Annotated in this window: 14 protein-coding genes; 2 read left to right on the forward strand and 12 right to left on the reverse strand. The window is 33.6% G+C overall.

What is annotated here, in order from left to right; translation table 11 throughout:
• The first annotated feature begins 158 nt into the window (after window positions 1-158).
• On the forward strand, window positions 159-1,121 hold the full coding sequence (locus NST63_RS22770) for a D-2-hydroxyacid dehydrogenase (RefSeq protein WP_341043800.1): 963 nt from the start codon (window positions 159-161) through the stop codon (window positions 1,119-1,121).
• 206 nt (window positions 1,122-1,327) lie between these two features.
• On the opposite strand, the gene NST63_RS22775 is transcribed toward NST63_RS22770, so the two are convergent.
• From NST63_RS22775 to NST63_RS22800, 6 genes are read right to left on the reverse strand one after another with little or no spacing between them, the layout of a single operon-like run.
• Entirely contained in the window at window positions 1,328-1,699 is a 372-nt protein-coding gene (locus NST63_RS22775) for an NUDIX hydrolase (RefSeq protein WP_276513979.1), read from the reverse strand.
• 10 nt (window positions 1,700-1,709) lie between these two features.
• A complete protein-coding gene (locus tag NST63_RS22780) occupies window positions 1,710-3,569 on the reverse strand; it encodes a 2-aminoethylphosphonate aminotransferase (RefSeq protein ID WP_341043801.1) in 1,860 nt (619 codons plus the stop codon).
• A complete protein-coding gene (aepY, locus tag NST63_RS22785; RefSeq protein ID WP_212943738.1) occupies window positions 3,562-4,692 on the reverse strand; it encodes a phosphonopyruvate decarboxylase in 1,131 nt (376 codons plus the stop codon). Before aepY ends, NST63_RS22780 begins: the two co-directional genes overlap by 8 nt.
• Window positions 4,685-5,593 carry a phosphoenolpyruvate mutase gene (gene aepX / locus NST63_RS22790; protein WP_071976392.1) on the reverse strand — a complete coding sequence of 303 codons (909 nt, stop codon included), beginning with the start codon at window positions 5,591-5,593 and terminating at the stop codon, window positions 4,685-4,687. The genes aepY and aepX overlap by 8 nt, the downstream gene beginning before the upstream one ends.
• On the reverse strand, window positions 5,590-7,020 hold the full coding sequence (locus NST63_RS22795; RefSeq protein WP_341043803.1) for a UDP-N-acetylmuramoyl-tripeptide--D-alanyl-D-alanine ligase: 1,431 nt from the start codon (window positions 7,018-7,020) through the stop codon (window positions 5,590-5,592). Before NST63_RS22795 ends, aepX begins: the two co-directional genes overlap by 4 nt.
• Window positions 7,021-7,034: 14 nt before the next feature.
• Window positions 7,035-9,638 carry a putative amidoligase domain-containing protein gene (locus NST63_RS22800; protein ID WP_341043804.1) on the reverse strand — a complete coding sequence of 868 codons (2,604 nt, stop codon included), beginning with the start codon at window positions 9,636-9,638 and terminating at the stop codon, window positions 7,035-7,037.
• 430 nt (window positions 9,639-10,068) lie between these two features.
• Between NST63_RS22800 and NST63_RS22805 the strand changes: the two genes are divergently transcribed.
• Complete coding sequence (locus NST63_RS22805) at window positions 10,069-10,746, forward strand: hypothetical protein (protein WP_341043805.1); 678 nt, start codon at window positions 10,069-10,071, stop codon at window positions 10,744-10,746.
• A gap of 125 nt (window positions 10,747-10,871) precedes the next feature.
• Here NST63_RS22805 and NST63_RS22810 read toward each other — a convergent pair whose 3' ends face one another.
• The 6 genes from NST63_RS22810 to NST63_RS22835 form a co-directional block, all read right to left on the reverse strand.
• The gene (locus tag NST63_RS22810) at window positions 10,872-12,077 is read right to left on the reverse strand and encodes an ATP-binding protein (protein ID WP_212943730.1); all 1,206 of its coding nucleotides are present in this window, start codon (window positions 12,075-12,077) and stop codon (window positions 10,872-10,874) included.
• A 104-nt stretch (window positions 12,078-12,181) separates the two neighbouring features.
• Window positions 12,182-13,543, reverse strand: coding sequence for an aspartate kinase (locus tag NST63_RS22815; protein WP_341043806.1), 1,362 nt, complete (start codon window positions 13,541-13,543; stop codon window positions 12,182-12,184).
• A 346-nt stretch (window positions 13,544-13,889) separates the two neighbouring features.
• A complete protein-coding gene (locus NST63_RS22820) occupies window positions 13,890-16,586 on the reverse strand; it encodes a tetratricopeptide repeat protein (RefSeq protein ID WP_341043807.1) in 2,697 nt (898 codons plus the stop codon).
• A 444-nt stretch (window positions 16,587-17,030) separates the two neighbouring features.
• A complete protein-coding gene (locus NST63_RS22825; RefSeq protein ID WP_212943725.1) occupies window positions 17,031-17,429 on the reverse strand; it encodes a VOC family protein in 399 nt (132 codons plus the stop codon).
• A gap of 3 nt (window positions 17,430-17,432) precedes the next feature.
• Window positions 17,433-17,663: an excisionase family DNA-binding protein gene (locus tag NST63_RS22830; RefSeq protein WP_212943723.1), complete on the reverse strand. Its 231-nt coding sequence runs from the start codon at window positions 17,661-17,663 to the stop codon at window positions 17,433-17,435.
• 16 nt (window positions 17,664-17,679) lie between these two features.
• Window positions 17,680-19,524 (reverse strand): ABC transporter ATP-binding protein, encoded by a 1,845-nt coding sequence (locus NST63_RS22835; protein ID WP_212943721.1) that lies wholly within the window; start codon window positions 19,522-19,524, stop codon window positions 17,680-17,682.
• Window position 19,525 lies beyond the last annotated feature (1 nt).

Genomic DNA, 19,525 nt, shown 5'->3' on the forward strand with positions numbered 1-19,525 from the left:
GTTTTTTTTTGTAAGCTTTCTAAACGTCTTGCTTAACTGTAAACGACGAAACAAAAACAGCTATCTGCAATAAAAGAATAATCAAGTTCTTACTACCAAAATACTCATTGTTTTTATGTATAATTAAAGTATTCGAACAATAGAAATGAGGGAGAAACGTGTCAAAGAGAAAATTGGTGATTACACAAAATATCCATCAAGAGCTACAAGCAAAGATAAAGACTCTTATTCCAGAGTGGGAAATTTTTTCAGGGAAAGATCCAAAGACTTGGAAGGAACATTTAAATCATGCAGAAGTTATTGTTGGTTGGAAAAAAGAAATAAAAGAAAATTGTCTAGAACAGAATTCTTCGCTTCGTTGGCTACAAAGCTGGAGTGCAGGCGTAGATAGCCTACCATTGCATCATATGAAAGAAAGAGACATTCTATTAACGACTGCAAGCGGCGTCCATGCTTATCCAATTTCTGAAACAATCTTTTCCCTCATGTTAGCACTAACGAGGAAAATCCATACATATATTAAAAACCAACAAATTAAAAAATGGCATCATGAAAATTTAAGTTTAGAAATACATGGGAAAACAATAGGCATTGTAGGAGTTGGAGCAATAGGAAAGGAAACAGCGAAGATTGCTAAAGCATTTAATATGAAAGTAATTGGGATTCGTCAGTCAGACAAATCAGAAGAGTATTTTGATAAAGTATATAATATGATGCATATCAATTCTGTTCTTCCACTTTGTGATTATATCGTGGTGACAGCTCCTCTAACGAGTGAAACTTATCATATGTTTAATAAAGATCAGTTTCAATTAATGAAAGACACCGCCATTTTTATTAATATTGGGCGAGGAGAAATAGTAAACGAAGATGATCTCATCTACGCACTTGGAACAAAACAAATTGCTGGCGCAGGATTAGATGTTTTCGAAAAAGAGCCTTTATTAGAAAATAGTCCACTTTGGAATTTTGAAAATGTCATTATTACACCACATACTGCAGGTTCAACCGAGCATTATGAATCCAGAGTGATTGAGGATATATTTATCCCCAACTTAAAACATTATTTACAAAAAGGTGTTCCAAGTACAAATTTAGTTAATTATGAGAAAGGATATTAAACAGTCTTTTCACTAAGAATAAAAAAAGGATCTGTACAATGGCATTATGCCCTTATGTACAGATCCTTTTTTCAGACAACACCAAGTTCTTTTTTGTATTCTACAATATGTTCTAAGCGACGTTTCTCATGCAACCTATACCGACTATATACAAACATTCATATTACCTATAAATTTACTTCGATTAAAAAACATTTTTACTTTTGTCAAAGGATAAAAGGAATATTCTCCTCCATTACACAACGTTTAAGCCTTTCCTTATATTTTTGTATTTCCATTTTGTTAAGAGCTTCATCAAGCGAAAAGTATTCAACCCCTTTATGTTCATCGGAATGGACCAATTCTCCACTGACCGTCGCCCCTTCTAATACAATTACACATGTCATTTTTTCCGCATCTTGCTCAATACCCAATAATTCTGTAATAATTATATGAATACCCGTTTCCTCTTCCACTTCCCTAATTGCAGCTTCTTTTATTGTCTCCCCTCGATTTACATATCCTCCAGGGAACTCCCATCCCCGATACGGATGGTCCACAAGAAGTATCTTTCCATCATTATTTTTCACCATTACCACTACGGCTAAATTATGATATAAAATATTCCTCTCCTCCTTGGAGCCCTTTTATATATAAGTCAAGCAAATCAATAAATTGTTCCATATCTTTATAAGTAATATTACCGATATTAGCGATGCGAAAGGTTCCTAATTTATCAAGTTTACCTGGATAAATAGTAAAACCTTTGGACGCAAAATAATCATGCATCTGATAAAAATCATAGTTTGGATAATTTGGTTCAATTATAGAGGTAATAATTTTAGAATGGTGATTTTTATGAACGAGATGTGTTAAGCCTAATTTTTCAATTCCTTTTATTAAAGTCTCCCACGATTTAGAATATCTGTCATATCTACGGGAAATACCTTCATATTTTGTTTCTATAATCGCTTGCTTTAAAGCATAGATGGTCTGTACTGGTGGAGTGAAACGCATTTGTTGTGTCCTTTGAAAATAATCAAATTGATCATAAAGATGAAGATAAAGATTGCGCGGTTTGATTTTTTTACAATTGTGTAATCGTTGACATTCAGCAATGATAAACGATACGCCTGCCATCCCTTGCAGATTTTTATTTGAGCTTGCAGCTAAATAACCAATATTCATTTCCTTCATATCGATAGGAATTGCAGCAAATGAACTCATGGCATCAACAATCATATTTATTTCATACTTCTTACATAAATCTCCAATTTCCTTAATTGGATTCAACATACCCGTTGTTGTTTCGCAATGGACAACTGCTAAATGAGCTATTTTCTCATCAGAGTGTCTAATCAGTTGTTCAAGATTTATTAAATTTATTCTATCAGTAGCGTGTGACTTATATTCTATATAATCAAGTTCATAGACATTGGCAATTTTACACATCCGTTCACCATATGCCCCATTATTAATAATAATTATTTTTTCATTTCCTACTATTGAACTGATAATAGCTTCTACCGCAGCGGTCCCTGATCCACCGAATAAAACAGATGTATAATATTTAGGATCAGCAACTAATTTTGTTAACTCATTGGAAATCCACTCTAAAATTTGCCCAAATTCTTCTTCTCTTGGACAAATGTCAGAGACAACTTGTGCATATTTTACTGTATCGGTTGTCGTTGCAGGTCCTGGATTTAAAAGTATTTTTCGCTCAATCATCCTTGGAACATGTTCCCTTGCTTTAATCATAGGATAAATAACGTCAACTGCCCATTTCAAGTGGTGTTCATCATCCACCTCACACCATACTAAATCTCGACATATCTCTACATATATTTCATTTTGCCTTGCTATTTCAACAAGAGCAGCTTCATAATCCATTAACTGTTGTTTCTGCAACATCCCTTTAACTTTTATACATAATTGTTGAAACGTTGAGTAGGTGAGTTTCGTTATACCAACAAGTTCAGCAGCTATATTTTCTAGCTCCTCTTTATTTTTTGTCATATTCACAAGCGAATTGGTGCTACTAATTTCAACAAACACCTCATCACCATTATTTGTGAATTTACTAGCTAAAATGACATCTTGCATTTTATGTGTTAACAGAATATTTAATGCCGATTTTTCATACAATAAATCTGACTCTAACAATAAAAAGTCTTCATGAATATAATTTTTTAATAAATAAAGTGTATACATACTTCCAGTAGTCTCATATTTTTCATTATAGACACATTCAATTTGCGGGTATTGTTTTTTCAATTCTTCATAACTTTCACTTTTATAACCTGTTCCAATGAATATCTTAGTCACACCAGCATTCAATAATTTTTCAATTGAATATTGAACCATTGGTTTTTCATCAAAAGTTAAAAATCCTTTAGGCCTATCTCCTGATTTATCTCGGATTCTTTTCCCCATACCCGCAGCTAATATAACAGCTGTTTTAATCATCTAGAAACACCTGCAATCTTTCTTTAATTTCAACTGGACTTTGCCTTGGACGTCCAATCCCATTTTTAGAGCCTTTAGCAATTTTCATATATAAAAATGTGAGCTCCTGATGACTTTTCCAGAATTGAATATAGTTTCTTAATTCCAGTAAATTATGAACATAAATGGATTGCTTATAACCACATGCAGCAGCCATCTCTATAAAATTCGTATGTTGTGAAACAGTCATTTGTCCACCAGTTGAATCATATGAATGGTTATCTAATAAAATATGAAGCAAATTGGATGGAGAATAATAACCGTTGGTAGCTAGGTTTCCAAGTCTCATTAGCAGAGCTCCATCTCCATCAATCGCGATAAATTTTTTGTCCTTTTTTGCGATTGACATTCCTAATCCAATAGAACTTATACATCCCATTGATCCCACCATATAAAAATTGTTTTGGGAATCTTCTATTTCATAAAGCTCTCTGCCTGTTTTTCCAGTTGTCGCCAAATGGATAGTGTGCTGATCCTTTAAGGATTGAATCACTTGCAATGCCTCAAATCTGGTAGGTATTTGATCATTTTTCTTTTTATTAATTTTCAAAGAATTATTTGATAACTGTAATGATTCTTTTAAATGATCAACTGGATGAAATGTCCCCTTTCTTACTATAAAAAAGTAAGATTCATTTTTTTCTATCCACTCATTTGCTCGCTCCAATTGTAGACTTGCCTCAGCTATATCATGTGATAAATATTCCCATCTAATTTTCATCAATGAAAGCAGATCTGGTGTGATTTCTCCCATTAATTCATGTTGCGGTTCATCTATAAGACCTGATTCACCACGAAGACTTACAAAACCAAGTATGGGGATTTTGAATGGATGGACAAGGGATATTAAAGGTGATGTTGCATTAGTTAAACCAGAATTCTGCATGAGTACTACAGACTTTTTTCCACCGATGACAGCGCCTGACGCAATAGCAATAGCCTCTCCCTCATTTGTTGCCATGACATATTCACAATCGTTGATTGCAAAATTTATCAGGTCTTTTAAATATGAACAAGGAACTCCACAATAGAATTGAAAATCATGGCGCTTTAACTCTTTCCCAAACGTTAATACATCAATCATTTTGTGTACCTCGTGGCGGACTGCTCAGATGGGATTTTAAATATCTTTGTTCTGCTTTAGCTAATTCCTCTTCATCTTGAAGCCTAAACACATGCTCTAACGGGGTGATATATGGTTCGACATTGATTAGACTTTCATCGGAATATATCTGTCTTGACGTTTCCTCCATTGCTCTAATCGATGCCCGTAAATTATGGTTTGCCCAAATCACTAAACTAATTCCCATTTCTCTAAACCGTTCAGTAGGGACCGAATAATATTTAGTCGGAACAATGACTACCGGAAGTCTATTTCCCCATTCTTTCATAAAACTTTCAATTTCAAGGCTATCAGTTCGCTTACTATGAATTAGAATCGCATCTGTCCCTGCCTTTCGGTAAGCTTCTGCACGTTTCAAAGCCTCGGTGAGACCCCAGCCTGCAATGAACGCCTCTACTCTTGACACAACGACAAAGTCTTCATCCAATTGACTATCCTTCATAGCTTTTATTTTCCCACAAAATTCATCAATGTCTGCAAGTGGCTGCGTCTCTCCTCTTATGAACGAATTTGTCTTTGGGAATAGTTTATCTTCTATACATACCCCAGCGATTTGACGTTGTTCTAACTTTTTCACTAGCCTTCTAGCATTATTGAAGTTCCCGTAGCCAGTGTCCCCATCAAGCAAGATAGGTATAGATGTAGCATCACTCATAAACTCTAAAACATCTAATACCTGTGTCCACGAAGCCTCATTATTATCTCTAACACCTAATGATGCAGAAATAGATAAACCACTTGCCCAAATCCCTTTAAATCCTACCTTTTCAACAATCTTTGCGGACAAGGCATTATGTGATTCCATAATTTTCTCTAGCTTATGACTCGAGATGATGTTTCGTAACTGCGTTGTTTTCTTCATACTAAACCCTCCTCGTCTGTTTGTAGAATTTCCGGGAGAAGTTTTCTTTTTAGCTTTTCGAAACTAGGCTGCTTCATAACCCTATGAGTGACCTTTAATAGAATGATTGATTCTTCATTTACTTGATCAGCTATATATTCAAAAACTTCATTTCCTGTATAGCACAAAAAAACCTTATTCGGATCCATACCTGCCATTAGGGCACCTTCTTTAATTAATCTTGCCTCTTCTCCAACGACAATTAGCAAATCTACCCCAGTTTTATATGCCGTTTCCCCCATTTCCTCATATATCTTTTTCGCATATGGACCGTCACCTAATTGAGGCATATAGCCTAGTAAGGCGATTTTCTTCTTTCCTTTACCGATATTCCTAAGAACTTGTAATGCGGATGTCATTGATAAAGGTGCAGAATTCCATGTATCATCTATTACTGTACAGCCTCTCATACCATGTTTAAATTCTAAATGTTCTTCAAGATGTTCAAAAGAAGCCAGTCGCATGATTGCTGTTTCAATATCAATCCCCACATGAACGACAGCGACAATAGCAGCAAGTGCATTATATACATTATGTTCTCCATAGCCAGGAACAAAAACTGAATAATTTTTCCCCTCATTTTCTAATAAAAAGTTCATTCCTCCACTTACATATTGGATATTTTTTGCTCGATAGTTTGCTATATTATTCTTTCCAAAAAAAATGACCTTTTTATAGGGTTTAATATCTATGACTTTTTTAATATTTTGATCATCTGCATTCAGTATGAGAATTCCTTTCTCAGGATCCATTCCTTCAGTAATCTCTGCTTTTGCTTTCATATATTCCTCAGGTGTTTCACAGTCCGCGAGATGATGAACATCAATATTGAGTAAAATCCTTATTTGCGGCTGAAAATATTGACAAGCGACTCGCAAATATCCGGGATAGGCAACTGGCATTTCAAATACAGCTACATCTGTTTCATCATCTATTCTTGTTAAATATCGTAAATTGACCGACATTGAATTCATACTCATCCAAGTAGAAACAACATGTAAATCAGGATCAAGAATTTGTCGTATCATTTCCTTAGTTGTTGATTTTCCACATGTGCCAGTTACACCAATAACGGGTAGCTTAAAAAGGTTCCTATAGTAATTTACAAATCTCCAATACTTTTCCTTTAATTGATCTGTCTTGATTACATATATTTCATCTCCGAGATCCGTACAAAGCTCAGGTCTCTCGGTTACAATGACAACTGAATGATTTTGACTCCAATATCTTCCTCTAATCCGATCTTCGTCCAAGTGAAACAATAATGTGTAATTATTAATTTCTTTCTTTGAATAATTAATTACGTGTTTCACAATAAAATCTTTATTACTCTCGATCTCTGGAATATTAGCAATTTTTAATATATCAAGTAGCTTGAGTCCTTTCATAATGTACCTCCTCCCTAATCACGATCATAACCAGCTAATGAAGCAGCATAATTGATTAAACGGAGACCAGCAATATTACGTAATTTATAAGCTTTGATCTGTGAAAACAAATTATCTGGTTTTGCATTAATTTCAAGAAGCTTCACTGAGTCATATTGATCAATGCACAAATCTACTGCTAATTCTCCAAAACTACCAACCTCTTTTTCCAGGGTTGTTACAATCCTTTTAGACACTTCCGCTAATTGTTGGGTAATTTTACTTTTTTCAAGCGGATTTGGGTAAATCTTCGAAAGAATTTTACTTAATCGTACATTTCTTTCTGTTTCTTCGGTAAGTACTTCTTCGGTTGTCATTCGAGAAACCATACCTGTTCTTAACCATTTTTGTTGACCATTTTTTTGCATATACACGCGGATCTCTAGATTTTTTCCATCGACTTGTTTTCTTCTTATCCCTTCTTGAATTAGATAGGATGACTTTTTCAATAGCTGAATGGCCATTTCATTTAACTCTTCTGTACTAGATAGTTGTTGGGTTGTATTTTGACTAAAATCAAACCAAAAGATTCCTGTTGGACGACGGATTACTCGGATAACCCCCATACTCATTGAGCCACCGATTGGTTTTAGATATATTTCACCATACTGATTTAACATGTCTGCAATTTCCGATTGCTTCTCTAACAAGCAAGTATCTGGTAAATATTCATCATGTTCCTTCATAAGTAGCTGATGAGTATCCCATTTATTCCCTGTCACAGTAAATAATTTTTGAGAATTAACAAAAGGGATACGATAACTGGATTGAAGCTTCATTCTAATATCATTAATATCAATATTAGTTTCATTTCCTATAAAATAACGATCATAAATAACAGATGGAAAAGGGAAAATTCCTTCTCCTGTTAAAGCCGTGCCTCTTATTAACTGTCGATCCCATATAATATCTTGTGGTTCGAAAACATATACGAGCATTTTCCTTTCATAAGCAATTCGCATTAAATGGTGAAAATACGTTGTCTGCCTATCAAAAGGACGAGCGGCAAGAATTCCTATAATTGGACCAAGAATAATCGCTCCATTATCCATTGATATTCTAGGATGCCAGTCATTGGGGAGAATTAGTCTTTCCCTTAGTTTTTTTGACAGATAGACTCTATTTGAATCCCGAAAGGAGAATGGATATGGTTGAATCGTAGCTGTTGATATCTTTTTTCCAGCAGATACAAATGCCTTGTCTCCAACCTGTAGATTAAATTTCATTCGTGTCCCTTTTGGTATTTGAATATTGCACCCTGGGTCGTATATTTCCTTAGGAATCCCGATTCCCCAATTTCTACGAATATCGATAGACTCCTCAAATATGTTTCCCTCTTCTATAACACTAAATAAAGCATTTAGTTCATTTTGATATTGGGTAAAGCTTGTAGTCCTCATTAATCTTTCTTTGAGGTCACCCCATATTTTCCTCAGCATAAACCGATTCCCACTATAATACGCCTGCTGTATAACTGGATGATATAAATAATCACAAATTAACTCATGATGATGTTCAGCAACCAATTTAGCTAAAAATAATACTGACTTTGTTAACTTTGGATCAGTTATCCAAGAACTTAAAGATAAGTATTCAAATCCATATGATTTGACTCGATATCTTCCAAGACCTCCATGCTTTGTTTTCCGTCTAAGCTTTGCCTTTTCGGGACATTCAACTATTGCAATTGGAATGGCTAAATATTGGTCAAGTGCTCTTAATAAAGATAAAGAAATAGGCATACCAAAATGAATATGCCCTCCACATTGATAACCGGTAAAAGGCATACTTCCAGCTCGGATCTCAATATTCTCATATGGAATTTGCCTCGCTGCCTCCTCAATTAACTTTTCTATATTGGTAAATAACTCCCTAGGTGATTGGGAAAAATTTGGTCGTATTTCGCCCAGAACATATTGTCCACTATCTTTTTCCATTTGCCGTTCATCACAACCAATAGCACCTTCTAAAGGATAAAAATGTGATGCTGGAATTAAATCTCCATCACAACTAAGCATGAATTCAATATCTGCTCCTATAGTGAAAGAATCATTCTCCTGTATTCGTTCAAAATATTGATCTTCTGACGGATGAATATCCAATACAATCATTTTTTGATTTGCTAATTTACCGATTTTCACTGTTCCACATGTCATTCCTACTACATAAAGAGCTCTGACTGCAATTTCCAAACATTCAAATGGGATATCTCTCATTTCCGCATTTTTCCAACCCCAACCATAAGCGGAGGTTCTTATCGGTATTTCATTAAAAATCATCCTATTGCTAATCGCTTCATTTACCTTCATTATCTTTAGTCCTTTTATTTCCAAACAATACTCTTTTTCGATTGAATATAGTTTTGTAAAATAATCAAACTTCTCCATTTCACCTTCAATATAAGAATTAATAATGAAAATATCTTTTCCATTATGTTGGCCGTATTTTCGTCCAATCAATGGATATTCATCATATTTTGGATCCACTAGTTCGACCGATGGAACATGATTTATATTTAAAGTCTGTAAAATAGACTCTTTATCATTGGCTAAAAAGAACTGTTCTCCAAAAGAAATCATAGTAAACCTCCAATAATGAATTACTTTTATTCATGGTATGAAAGTTTCAGCATAGTACCAGTGTGTTTAACCAGATAATATAGACATTTTTTTCAATCTCTGTTCAAAGTAAAAATATATTCACCATTACTATTACTTTTGCATTTGTATAAGATAAGCCTTTAGCAAAACTTTAATGATCAGAATTGTCAATATACTATCAAGATGTTTAAGAACTAAAAATTTCTTTCCACCTTTAACATATAGATCATTCCATAATATACTTTATATGCTAATCGACATTGTATCGGTGAGTCTTTTTTTAATGGATCTTTTTCACACACATTTTTACTTTTCAGGTAAAGTTTCAGCCAAAAATATAAGTTGAAAACCGTTTTGGCTGCAAAGCAACATATTAATGAGCCTTCATCAAAAAGGAGGATCCCATTACGTGAAGATCAACTATATTCATAAAAAGTATCTAAAATATAATAAGGGAAAAGCTGTTATTTCCGCCCATATTGAAGCCTTACATGCAGCACCACCTGTTGCAGATTTATATACTGATAAATTAGTTGAAAATATAGTAGAAAAAATCGGATGTGCAGGCATAATAAGTACAGTATCAAGAAAATATGCCGATTTAAATCGTAGTCCTTCTGTTGAAAATTTTGAAGCCATCATTGAATATCGAGAAACCATTAAAGATATTCTCCAATATTTAACTATATTAGATATTAGCAGTGGTGAAATAGTAAAGCCCTACCTTCATCTATCTATCCATGGGATGAAGGATGCTCATTATGGTCCTTTTGCTATAGAGATTGGAACACTCAACGGAAAATCTTGTTCAAAGGAAATGAAGCTATGGTTCGAGCGTTCAATTACCAATGGATTAAAGGAGTATTTACCTGAAGTAAATGTGATCTTTGATAGGAAATTTATTGGAGACCGATCAATAGCCTATCACCGTTTAGGTGATGGACAAGAATATGAGGGATACAAAGATCTTTTTCAAACCTTTCAAATGGAGATCTCATTCACACTACGGAAAAAATATAGTGAAGAATTGGTTCATTTAATTTCAAAAATAATTACCGATTTCCAAGAGGAATTTATCATAAACTAAAATTAGCTTTCATTAATACGTATCATTAAAAAAATCTGATGATTCTATTAGAATCATCAGATTTTTTTATATATTCAACACTTTATTAGCACTCAGAGCCATTTAAATTTTTTCATTGCATTCCATTACCTAGCAATTTGAAATTGGATAGTTACTTTTGTTCCCTTTCCCTTCTCACTACTAAATTTAATGGAACCGTTATAATTCTCTATAATGTTGTAACAAATCATTAATCCCAATCCAGTCCCATTGCTTTTTAAAGAATAAAATGGAGTTCCTATTTTTTCTATTTCTTCATTATCCATTCCAATCCCATTATCCTCGATGAGTAAATGTAATTTAGATTCATGAAGTTCAGTAGAAATTTTAATGATTCCATCTTTCTTATCCGTTGCTTCTATTGCGTTTTTAATAAAATTTACAAGTAATTGCTTCATTTCTACTTTACTGCAATGAACATTTATGTTGTCATGAATAGATAATGAAAAAATAATATTATTTGCTGAAGCGTAAGACGATAACAACTCAACTACACTATGTACTGTATCATTTACATTGGAAACAGGGGTTTTCTCAGTATTTGGCTTTGCAAGTGATAGAAAATCCGAAATTACTTTTTCGGCTAAGTCTAGCTCATCCAACATTAATTGAAAATGCTGTTTTGATTTCATTGGTATCAATTGATCTTCTTCGTAGAATTGTAAAAATCCTTTAACCACAGTGATTGGGTTGCGAATTTCATGGGCAACAGCAGCTGCTAATTGGCCTGTATTTTTTAATCTTTCTGTTCTTTGAATTTGCTCATAATAAAGCTTTAATTTTTCGGTTCTACTGTTAGTGATAAAAAAAACAAAAAAGAAAATAAATTGACATGCAGTAAAGTTGATAATGTTTCCCCAATAATCTTCTAAAAAGTAAGGAAATCTTTCCCCTTGATCAATTAAATATATATAAGCAAATATTCCATATCCGCCGATAAGGTTTACAGTTCCAATCGAGTAATAAATTTTTTTATGAAAAAAGGCAATAGCAATGCATGGCAATACTGTAATAAATACAAAATTTAACGTTGTTTCAGGATAAAGCAAAAATAAACTATAAAAATATCCAGCGATTAAATAAATTAATATTCCCTTGAACATTAATGTCTCTTTTTTTGGATAGATAAAAAAGACAATCGAAATCGTCACTGTAAATAAAAGCTGGATCATTTTCTTGATGCTAAAGATCGGTGCTGGTGAAATGATTATACCGGAAGCCATCATACAAATAATAAATAATACAATGATCTTATACCATTTAAGATTAGATAGTTGATTTAATTCTTTCATATATTTTGCCCCAATTCGATCCCCTCATTTAAAAAAACATACATACTAGTATTATTTTACCATATTTCTAAAACTGAGGTTTTTTACTCGAAAAGGTCACAACTTTAAATAAGAACTCTCGCAAAGAATTCCTGATATAATGCTTGAACTGCTTTTACTTCGTCCATTTCCTTTACACCAAACATCATACTAACTTCCGATGATCCTTGATTAATCATTTCAATATTAATATTGTTTTCTGCTAAAGCTTTAGATGCTCTTGCAGCTGTTCCTACAAACCTTCGCATGCCTTCACCCACAATCATAATTAATGCAAGACCATGCTCCATCTTAACTTCATCAGCATCCAAATCATATTTTATATAATTGATTATCTCCTTTTCCATTTCCTTATTTAATTGGCTTTCTCGTAAAATAATTGAAATATCATCGATTCCAGAAGGAGAATGCTCGTAGGAAAGGTTAAATTTTTCTAAAATATGAAGAAGCCTTCTTCCAAATCCAACTTCCCTATTCATTAAATATTTACTTACATATATACTACAAAATCCATTATCACTTGCGATTCCTACAACAGGTCCATTTTTTTGTACTCTTTCGAAAACTATTTTTGTACCTGGTGCAGATGGGTTATTCGTATTTTTTATATGTACGGGGATTCCTGCCCGATATGCAGGAATTAACGCTTCATCATGAAGAACACAAAATCCAGCATAGGATAGTTCCCGCATTTCTCGATAAGTAATCTCCCGAATTTCTTTTGGGTGTTCTATAATCATTGGGTTGACTGAATACACAGCATCAACATCAGTAAAGTTCTCATAAATTGTTGATTTAACCCCATTTGCTAATACAGATCCTGTTATATCGGAACCACTTCTTGAAAAAGTTAGTGCCTCTCCATTTTTGTTAAACCCAAAAAAACCTGGAAAAATTATAATACCTGGATGATTTCTTAAGTTAGCTAAATTATTATAGCTCTCAGGTAGAACCTGTGCATTCCCTGGTTCATTGCTAACCAAAAGCCCTGCATCCCTGGGATTCATATATGAAGCTTCAACACCACATTGTTGGAAATAGGCAGCCACAAGCTTCGCATTAACATCTTCTCCACTAGCCTTTACAGCTTCCAAATATATGATAGGATTACTAAAATCCTGATTTAACACGCGAACAAACTCTTCCTTAATTTGGTCGATTAATTCTCTTGAGAGATTCAAGTCATTTGCAATGATTGTATATCTCTCAACTATTTTTTTGAAAGCATGACCTAATGTTCTATTTTTTAAATAGTACTTTCCACAAGAGATTAACAAATCCGTAATTTTTTCATCCTCTGGATACCTTTTTCCCGGGGCAGAAACAACAACTATTTTTCTCATTGGATCTGACATGACAATATCAAAAACCTTCTTTACTTGTTCACCTGTCGCTAAAGATGATCCTCCAAACTTAACAACCTTCATATCCACATCTCCCGTTGTAGTAAATTTTCTGATAAATTTTAGTTTTTATTATCCCTCTTTCTAGAGAAATTAGCAAGAGTTTTTCTACTCTGAAAATACAAATGTCTTTATGAGGTGCACTTTGACATAGTAATCACAACTATTAAAATGAGGAAACTACTCTTATTTTCATATATCTATTGTCTATATAACTATTTTCATTTAGTTTTGTAAAAGCCCTACTGCCGACTTTTACTCCTAATATAGGGATCGCGGTCTTATGAAGCTTGTAGCTCGTTTCTCAGTGACTTGAACAAAGAACTAAAAAAAGCTAGGATTTATACATCCTAGCTCAAGTAAAAATTGTTTATCTTATTAAACTTATTTCTTTGTTCACATCTACAATCCATTCATATTGTCTTAATTTCACTTTAAATAAAGTTAGTGGGTCTTGGAAAATTTCAGGATTAGACTTCATTTTATTTAATTTATTTTCATTTTCTTTGCGAGAAATTAATGTTTGCTGGACTGTTTTTTCTAGCTCTGATAGAGGTTCTTGGAAAAACATACTAACATCTCTTTCTATTGCTGTTTCAAATAATTCAAATTGTACGAGGAACTTCTCAGTTATCAAATCCACTATCGCTTGATAGTCCTCGTTTTCTATAAATTTTTTATATCGGCTACTAAGCATAGATTTATTTTGTGTAAGGGAGCCTAATAATTTACCCGCACTTTTCAACAAAACTTGGCTAGGCGTATGTCTTAATAGAATATTAACCTTTTCCATTCGTATCCCATTCTTCATTCTCTCTGCATCACGTCGCCAATCATCAATGATTTTACCATCTGTGTGTAACTGTAATTGGTCTTTTCCATATAAGGTATTAAAGCCATTTCGCATCTCTTCTAGAAAAATTCTACTTTGATAAAATTCCTCTTCTGCATTTGCAATCCAGCTTCGGATGGATGTATAGAAATATGGCATTACCTTACTGTATAAGTGACCTTGAATTCGAGAGTTCATTTCTTCATTTAACTCTAAATGAAGCTTTCGAAAATCACTGCTTTCATTAATAAGACTTGAACAGCCTTTAAGTATTTTAGGAATGGATTCAGATAATTCTTGTTTAATTTCATTTTTAATAAATTGATAGGAACCAGTAATGCTTTTAATTTTTTCACTTTCTAAATCTTGGAGTTGATGAATAGCGCCACCTAATTTTGCTATCATATCTTCGTCCCATTTTATAGAATCATTTAAAGCATTCTCCATTTCCACACGTTTTCCTATAATAGTTGACATCAATAATCGAATAGAACCTAGAATTTTTAATGTTCGTGCTTCTTCCACATAAATCTCTTTAGTAATATTTTGAATAAATTGATCCAATTCATACTGCTGATTACTATTTTTATTGATAAACACCTTTGCATATGGATATCTAGAATGGAGTTCCTCCTTTAGGAGAGTTATCTTTTGCTCATTATAAAGATTCTCTGACTGGCTAATCACAAAATGAATGGGTACATTTTCGCTTTGATTTTGCAGCTCCGTTATTTCATCCCAATTATATTTATCTGGATTTAGTACCGCTACTATAGTATCAGCTAATAAAAACTCCTTAACAGACCTATCTTCTTTCACACTTGGTGCTTCTATAATCGTAATTTGATTTCTATTAAGAATATCTGCTGGACGTTTACACTCAATTAACATTCGCTTTGAAATTGCATCATGAAATTCAGATATGCTGTCGATAGGGTTTATGCCATTTTCTGTTATTTCCGCAATCTCCAAATCATCATGATCTTTATACATGATGACTGAAGCAGAAGGTGTACCTAGGATTTGACCTCCTAGTATTGAATTAACCCAATCCGTTTTTCCACTTTCTGTAGAACCGGTGACAAGAAGGTGATGGACTCCCAAATCTAATAGCTCACGGACCATCCATTTTAAAGAATAATCCACCTGCATATCTTGCAATTCTGCCCAATGTAAAATGGACTGGAATAGTTTTAAACTTTCCTCTAATACATCGATGTCCCCTGTTGATTGAATAATTAAAGTTTCGGCGTTACGTATAACATCTTGATTAAAGGTTGATGGAAATATTTCTTCCCACGCTAATACTGATGCCGAAGCCACTAATTTTTTTGAAGAATCCGCTATTTTCAGCCAATTTTCTAAATGATACGGAATAATTGTACTCAGTTCTTTGACAAGAAGCTCCCCATTTAATAAACCAGAATACGTGTCGAAGTACAGTTGGGATAGTTCGCTCCATACATTTGAACTACTATCTTCCATATTGATAAGAAGCAAATTGATCTCTTTGATCCAATCTATATAGACATCCTTAGATTCTGTCTGATAACTTCTCCATAAAGAGGAAACTAATTTCTCAAATAGATATTGATTTTCTATATATAGGACTGTTAACACTTTACTGAAATAACTTGGTGGAAATTGTTTTGTTTTACCTTCATCACTATATCTCTTTAATATCTCAAACCAATCCATTGATAATGTGCTATTTGCGGAATTCACTGCCAATTCCACCGCATTGTTCCAATCCTCGTTTTCTTCAAAAAACTCTCGTGCAATCGCTGCAACATCTAAATGATCTGGATTATAAGCAACTGCTTCCTTAATTGTTTCAACAGCTTTATCCATTTTTCCTTGAACATTATATACATTAAAAAGTTTGAGAGATAACTCTGTAGTGAGGACTTGGGAGTCTGAAGTAATTGAATGGTATAAATCTTCAGCAGCAGAAAATAGCCCAAGTTCAAAGTAGGCATCTGCCATATTTTTTTTCGCCCATGGCTCTAATTCATTATTAATATTTTCCCATTTAAAAATTGCTGATTCAAAATCTTTATTGTGAAAATAAACCTCACCTTGTGCATAACGAATAAAGGACAGATCAGAAAATTCCTTCTGGTTCTCTATAACATAAGCCTCTCCTAATACTCGTACAGGAGGATCGATTACTCCCTCCTTCATGAATGTATATTTATAATATTGTTTTTCAATTAATACCTCTTCTAAGGTCATTTTATAAATCCCCCGATATGACATATTTACATAATCATTAAATGCGAATAGTCCTTAAAATATACTACCCTTTTACTAAACTATGAAAACCTTTTGAATATGTATACTTACTGTATTCTAGTATTCTAACAAATGAATATTTACAATGAATTTCATTTTACTTTCATTTTCGATACAGAAACAGTGGCTTAAGTAACAGTTTTAACATTTTTGAAATGTAAGCTTTTATTCTAAAATTTACGAATTATACTTTTGTTGCAAAAAAATGAATGGTAAGAATAATAAGAGTAGAGTATGTTTTAGAAATGTAGTTATTGAGTGGAAATAATTGATTTTTGCATAGAATTTTTAGGGAATCATACCATTTTATTTTGAATATCCATTGTATCGGATTTGTACCATAAGTAATTCCAAAAGGGTAAAGGGTGGAGGAGACCCCACTCTTTATTCCTTTTGGTAATTTAATTCCCACGTAATCCCAAATTTATCTGTTACTTTCCCATAAGTGGCGTTCCAAAATGTAGTCTGAAGCTCCATGCCTACTTTTCCATCTTTTGAAAGGGCACCGTAAATTTTATTGATTTCGTTTTCACTTTCAAGATCTAAACCAATCTCAATGTTGTTTCCTTTGATCGGTGTTTGGCCAAATACATCATTAAAGTAAATAACAAATCCATTAGGGAAATGTAATTCTGCATGAATATATTTACCTTCATGCCCCTTAAACATTTCAATTCCATCAGCAAGTTTAGTATTCATAATTTGACCATCCAGTACTTCAGCATAAAATTCAATTGCTTCTTTACAATTCTCAATGGTTATATGTGGATATATTTTTTTCATTGATTAATCCTCATCCTTTACATCGGGATCTTCAGGAATGGGTTCATTGTACCATTCTTCGACCCTTTTCTTATATTTTTCCATTTGTTCTATATGGGTTTTAAATTGGTCTTTATATAATAGATATTGTTCACCATCATGAACAAAACGAATCTTGCCCTGCATAATTAATTTTTCAATAGAGGTCTCTGGCAGTGATAAATATTCAGATGTTTCCTTTATCGTTAAATACATAGTTTATCCCTCGATTCTATACACCTTCAATATTTTTAAACTGATTAAAAAACATGCGATAGTAAATCCCTTGCTTATCGATTAACTCATCATGACTTCCTTTTTCAACAATTTTCCCATGATCAACTACCATAATCGTATCAGCTTCACGAATTGTATTCAAACGATGGGCAATGATGAAGCTAGTTCTTCCGTCCATCACTTTTAATAATGCATCTTGAATATGTAGCTCTGTTCGAGTATCTATGCTACTTGTTGCCTCATCCAAAATAAGTAATGCTGGTTTAGCTAAAATAACACGGGCAATCGCAAGTAGCTGCCGTTGTCCTTGACTCAAGTTACCACCATTTTCGGAAAGCATAGTATCATAACCTTTTGGCAATCTACGAATAAACACATCTGCATTTGCCATTTTTGCTGCTTCTTGAACCTCAGCATCCGTCGCATTTGGTTTACCATATTTGATATTGTCCTTAATGGTTCCTGAAAACAAATAGGTGTCTTGTAGGACAATACCAAAGCATTTCCGTAAGCTATCCCTTGTATACTCACGAATATCCTTACCATCTAAATAAATATTTCCACTTGTCACATCATAGAAGCGAGTTAATAAATTTACAATTGTTGTTTTGCCAGCACCCGTTGGACCGACAAGTGCAGAGCTCGAGCCTATTTTAGATTCAAAACTAACATTTTTAAGTATAGGAGCATCTGAACGGTAACCAAAAGTTACATTATTAAATACAACATGCCCCTTCGGTTGTGTTAATGTTATTGCTCCTTCCTTATCTGGTAGCTCCTCGTCTTCATCAAGTACTTCAAAGACCCGTTCTGCACCTGCAACACCTGATTGAAGCACATTAAATATATTTGCTAAGTCATTTAATGGTCTACCAAATTGCCTAGAATAAGTGAGGAAACTTGCAATAACACCAATCGTAATTAAACTTTTCACAGCAAGCAATCCACCAATGATAGCAACTACCGCAAATCCAAAATTATTTATTACATTCATGATGGGCATTAGAAAACCAGACCAGATTTGTGCTTTCAACCCCACCTGTTTTAGTTTTGTATTGATATCTTCAAATTCTTCAATCGCTTTATCCTCATGATTAAAAGCCTTGACGACTTGAATTCCAGATATCGTTTCTTCAATATGTCCATTCAATTTACCAAGCTGAATTTGTTGGTTTTTAAATAATACTCGAGTTTTTTTAGCAATGGTTCGAGTTAATAAAAAGACTAATGGAACTGTTACAAGACTAGCTAATGTTAAGACGGGACTCAAGATCAGCATCATGATTAATGATCCAATTAATACAATTCCGCCAGACATTAATTGGGTGGTAGACTGTGAAATGGTATTACTGACATTGTCAATATCATTTGAGAGTCTGCTCATTAGCTCTCCGTGAGTACGTGTATCAAAAAAAGATACAGGAAGCTTTTGTAGCTTTTTAAATAAGTTACTTCGTAGACGTTTGACAATTCGTTGCGATACACCTGCCATTAACCAACCTTGTAAGAATGTAAGTATACCGTCAGCAACATAAGCGATCAATAGGACGAGTATTGTCATTTTTAGCAATCCGAAATCTACTTTTCCACCAATGGTCATTGCATCAATTGATTTACCAATCAAATATGGTGCAGACAAGGTAATGAGTGAATCAACGACAATAAATATCAAAATCGTGGATAGAATTTTCCTCTCGTTTCCGAAATAACGCCAAAGTCTCTTTAATGTACCTGTAAAATTTTTCGGTTTAACGATTGGACCACCTCTACCCCCATGCCCTCGTGGTCCACCGCCTGGTCGCTGAAAGTTGTTTGGTTGACTAGCCTTTTGTTCCGACACT

The organism is Heyndrickxia sp. FSL W8-0496 (assembly GCF_038007825.1).
Taxonomy (GTDB): Bacteria; Bacillota; Bacilli; order Bacillales; family Bacillaceae_C; genus Heyndrickxia; species Heyndrickxia oleronia.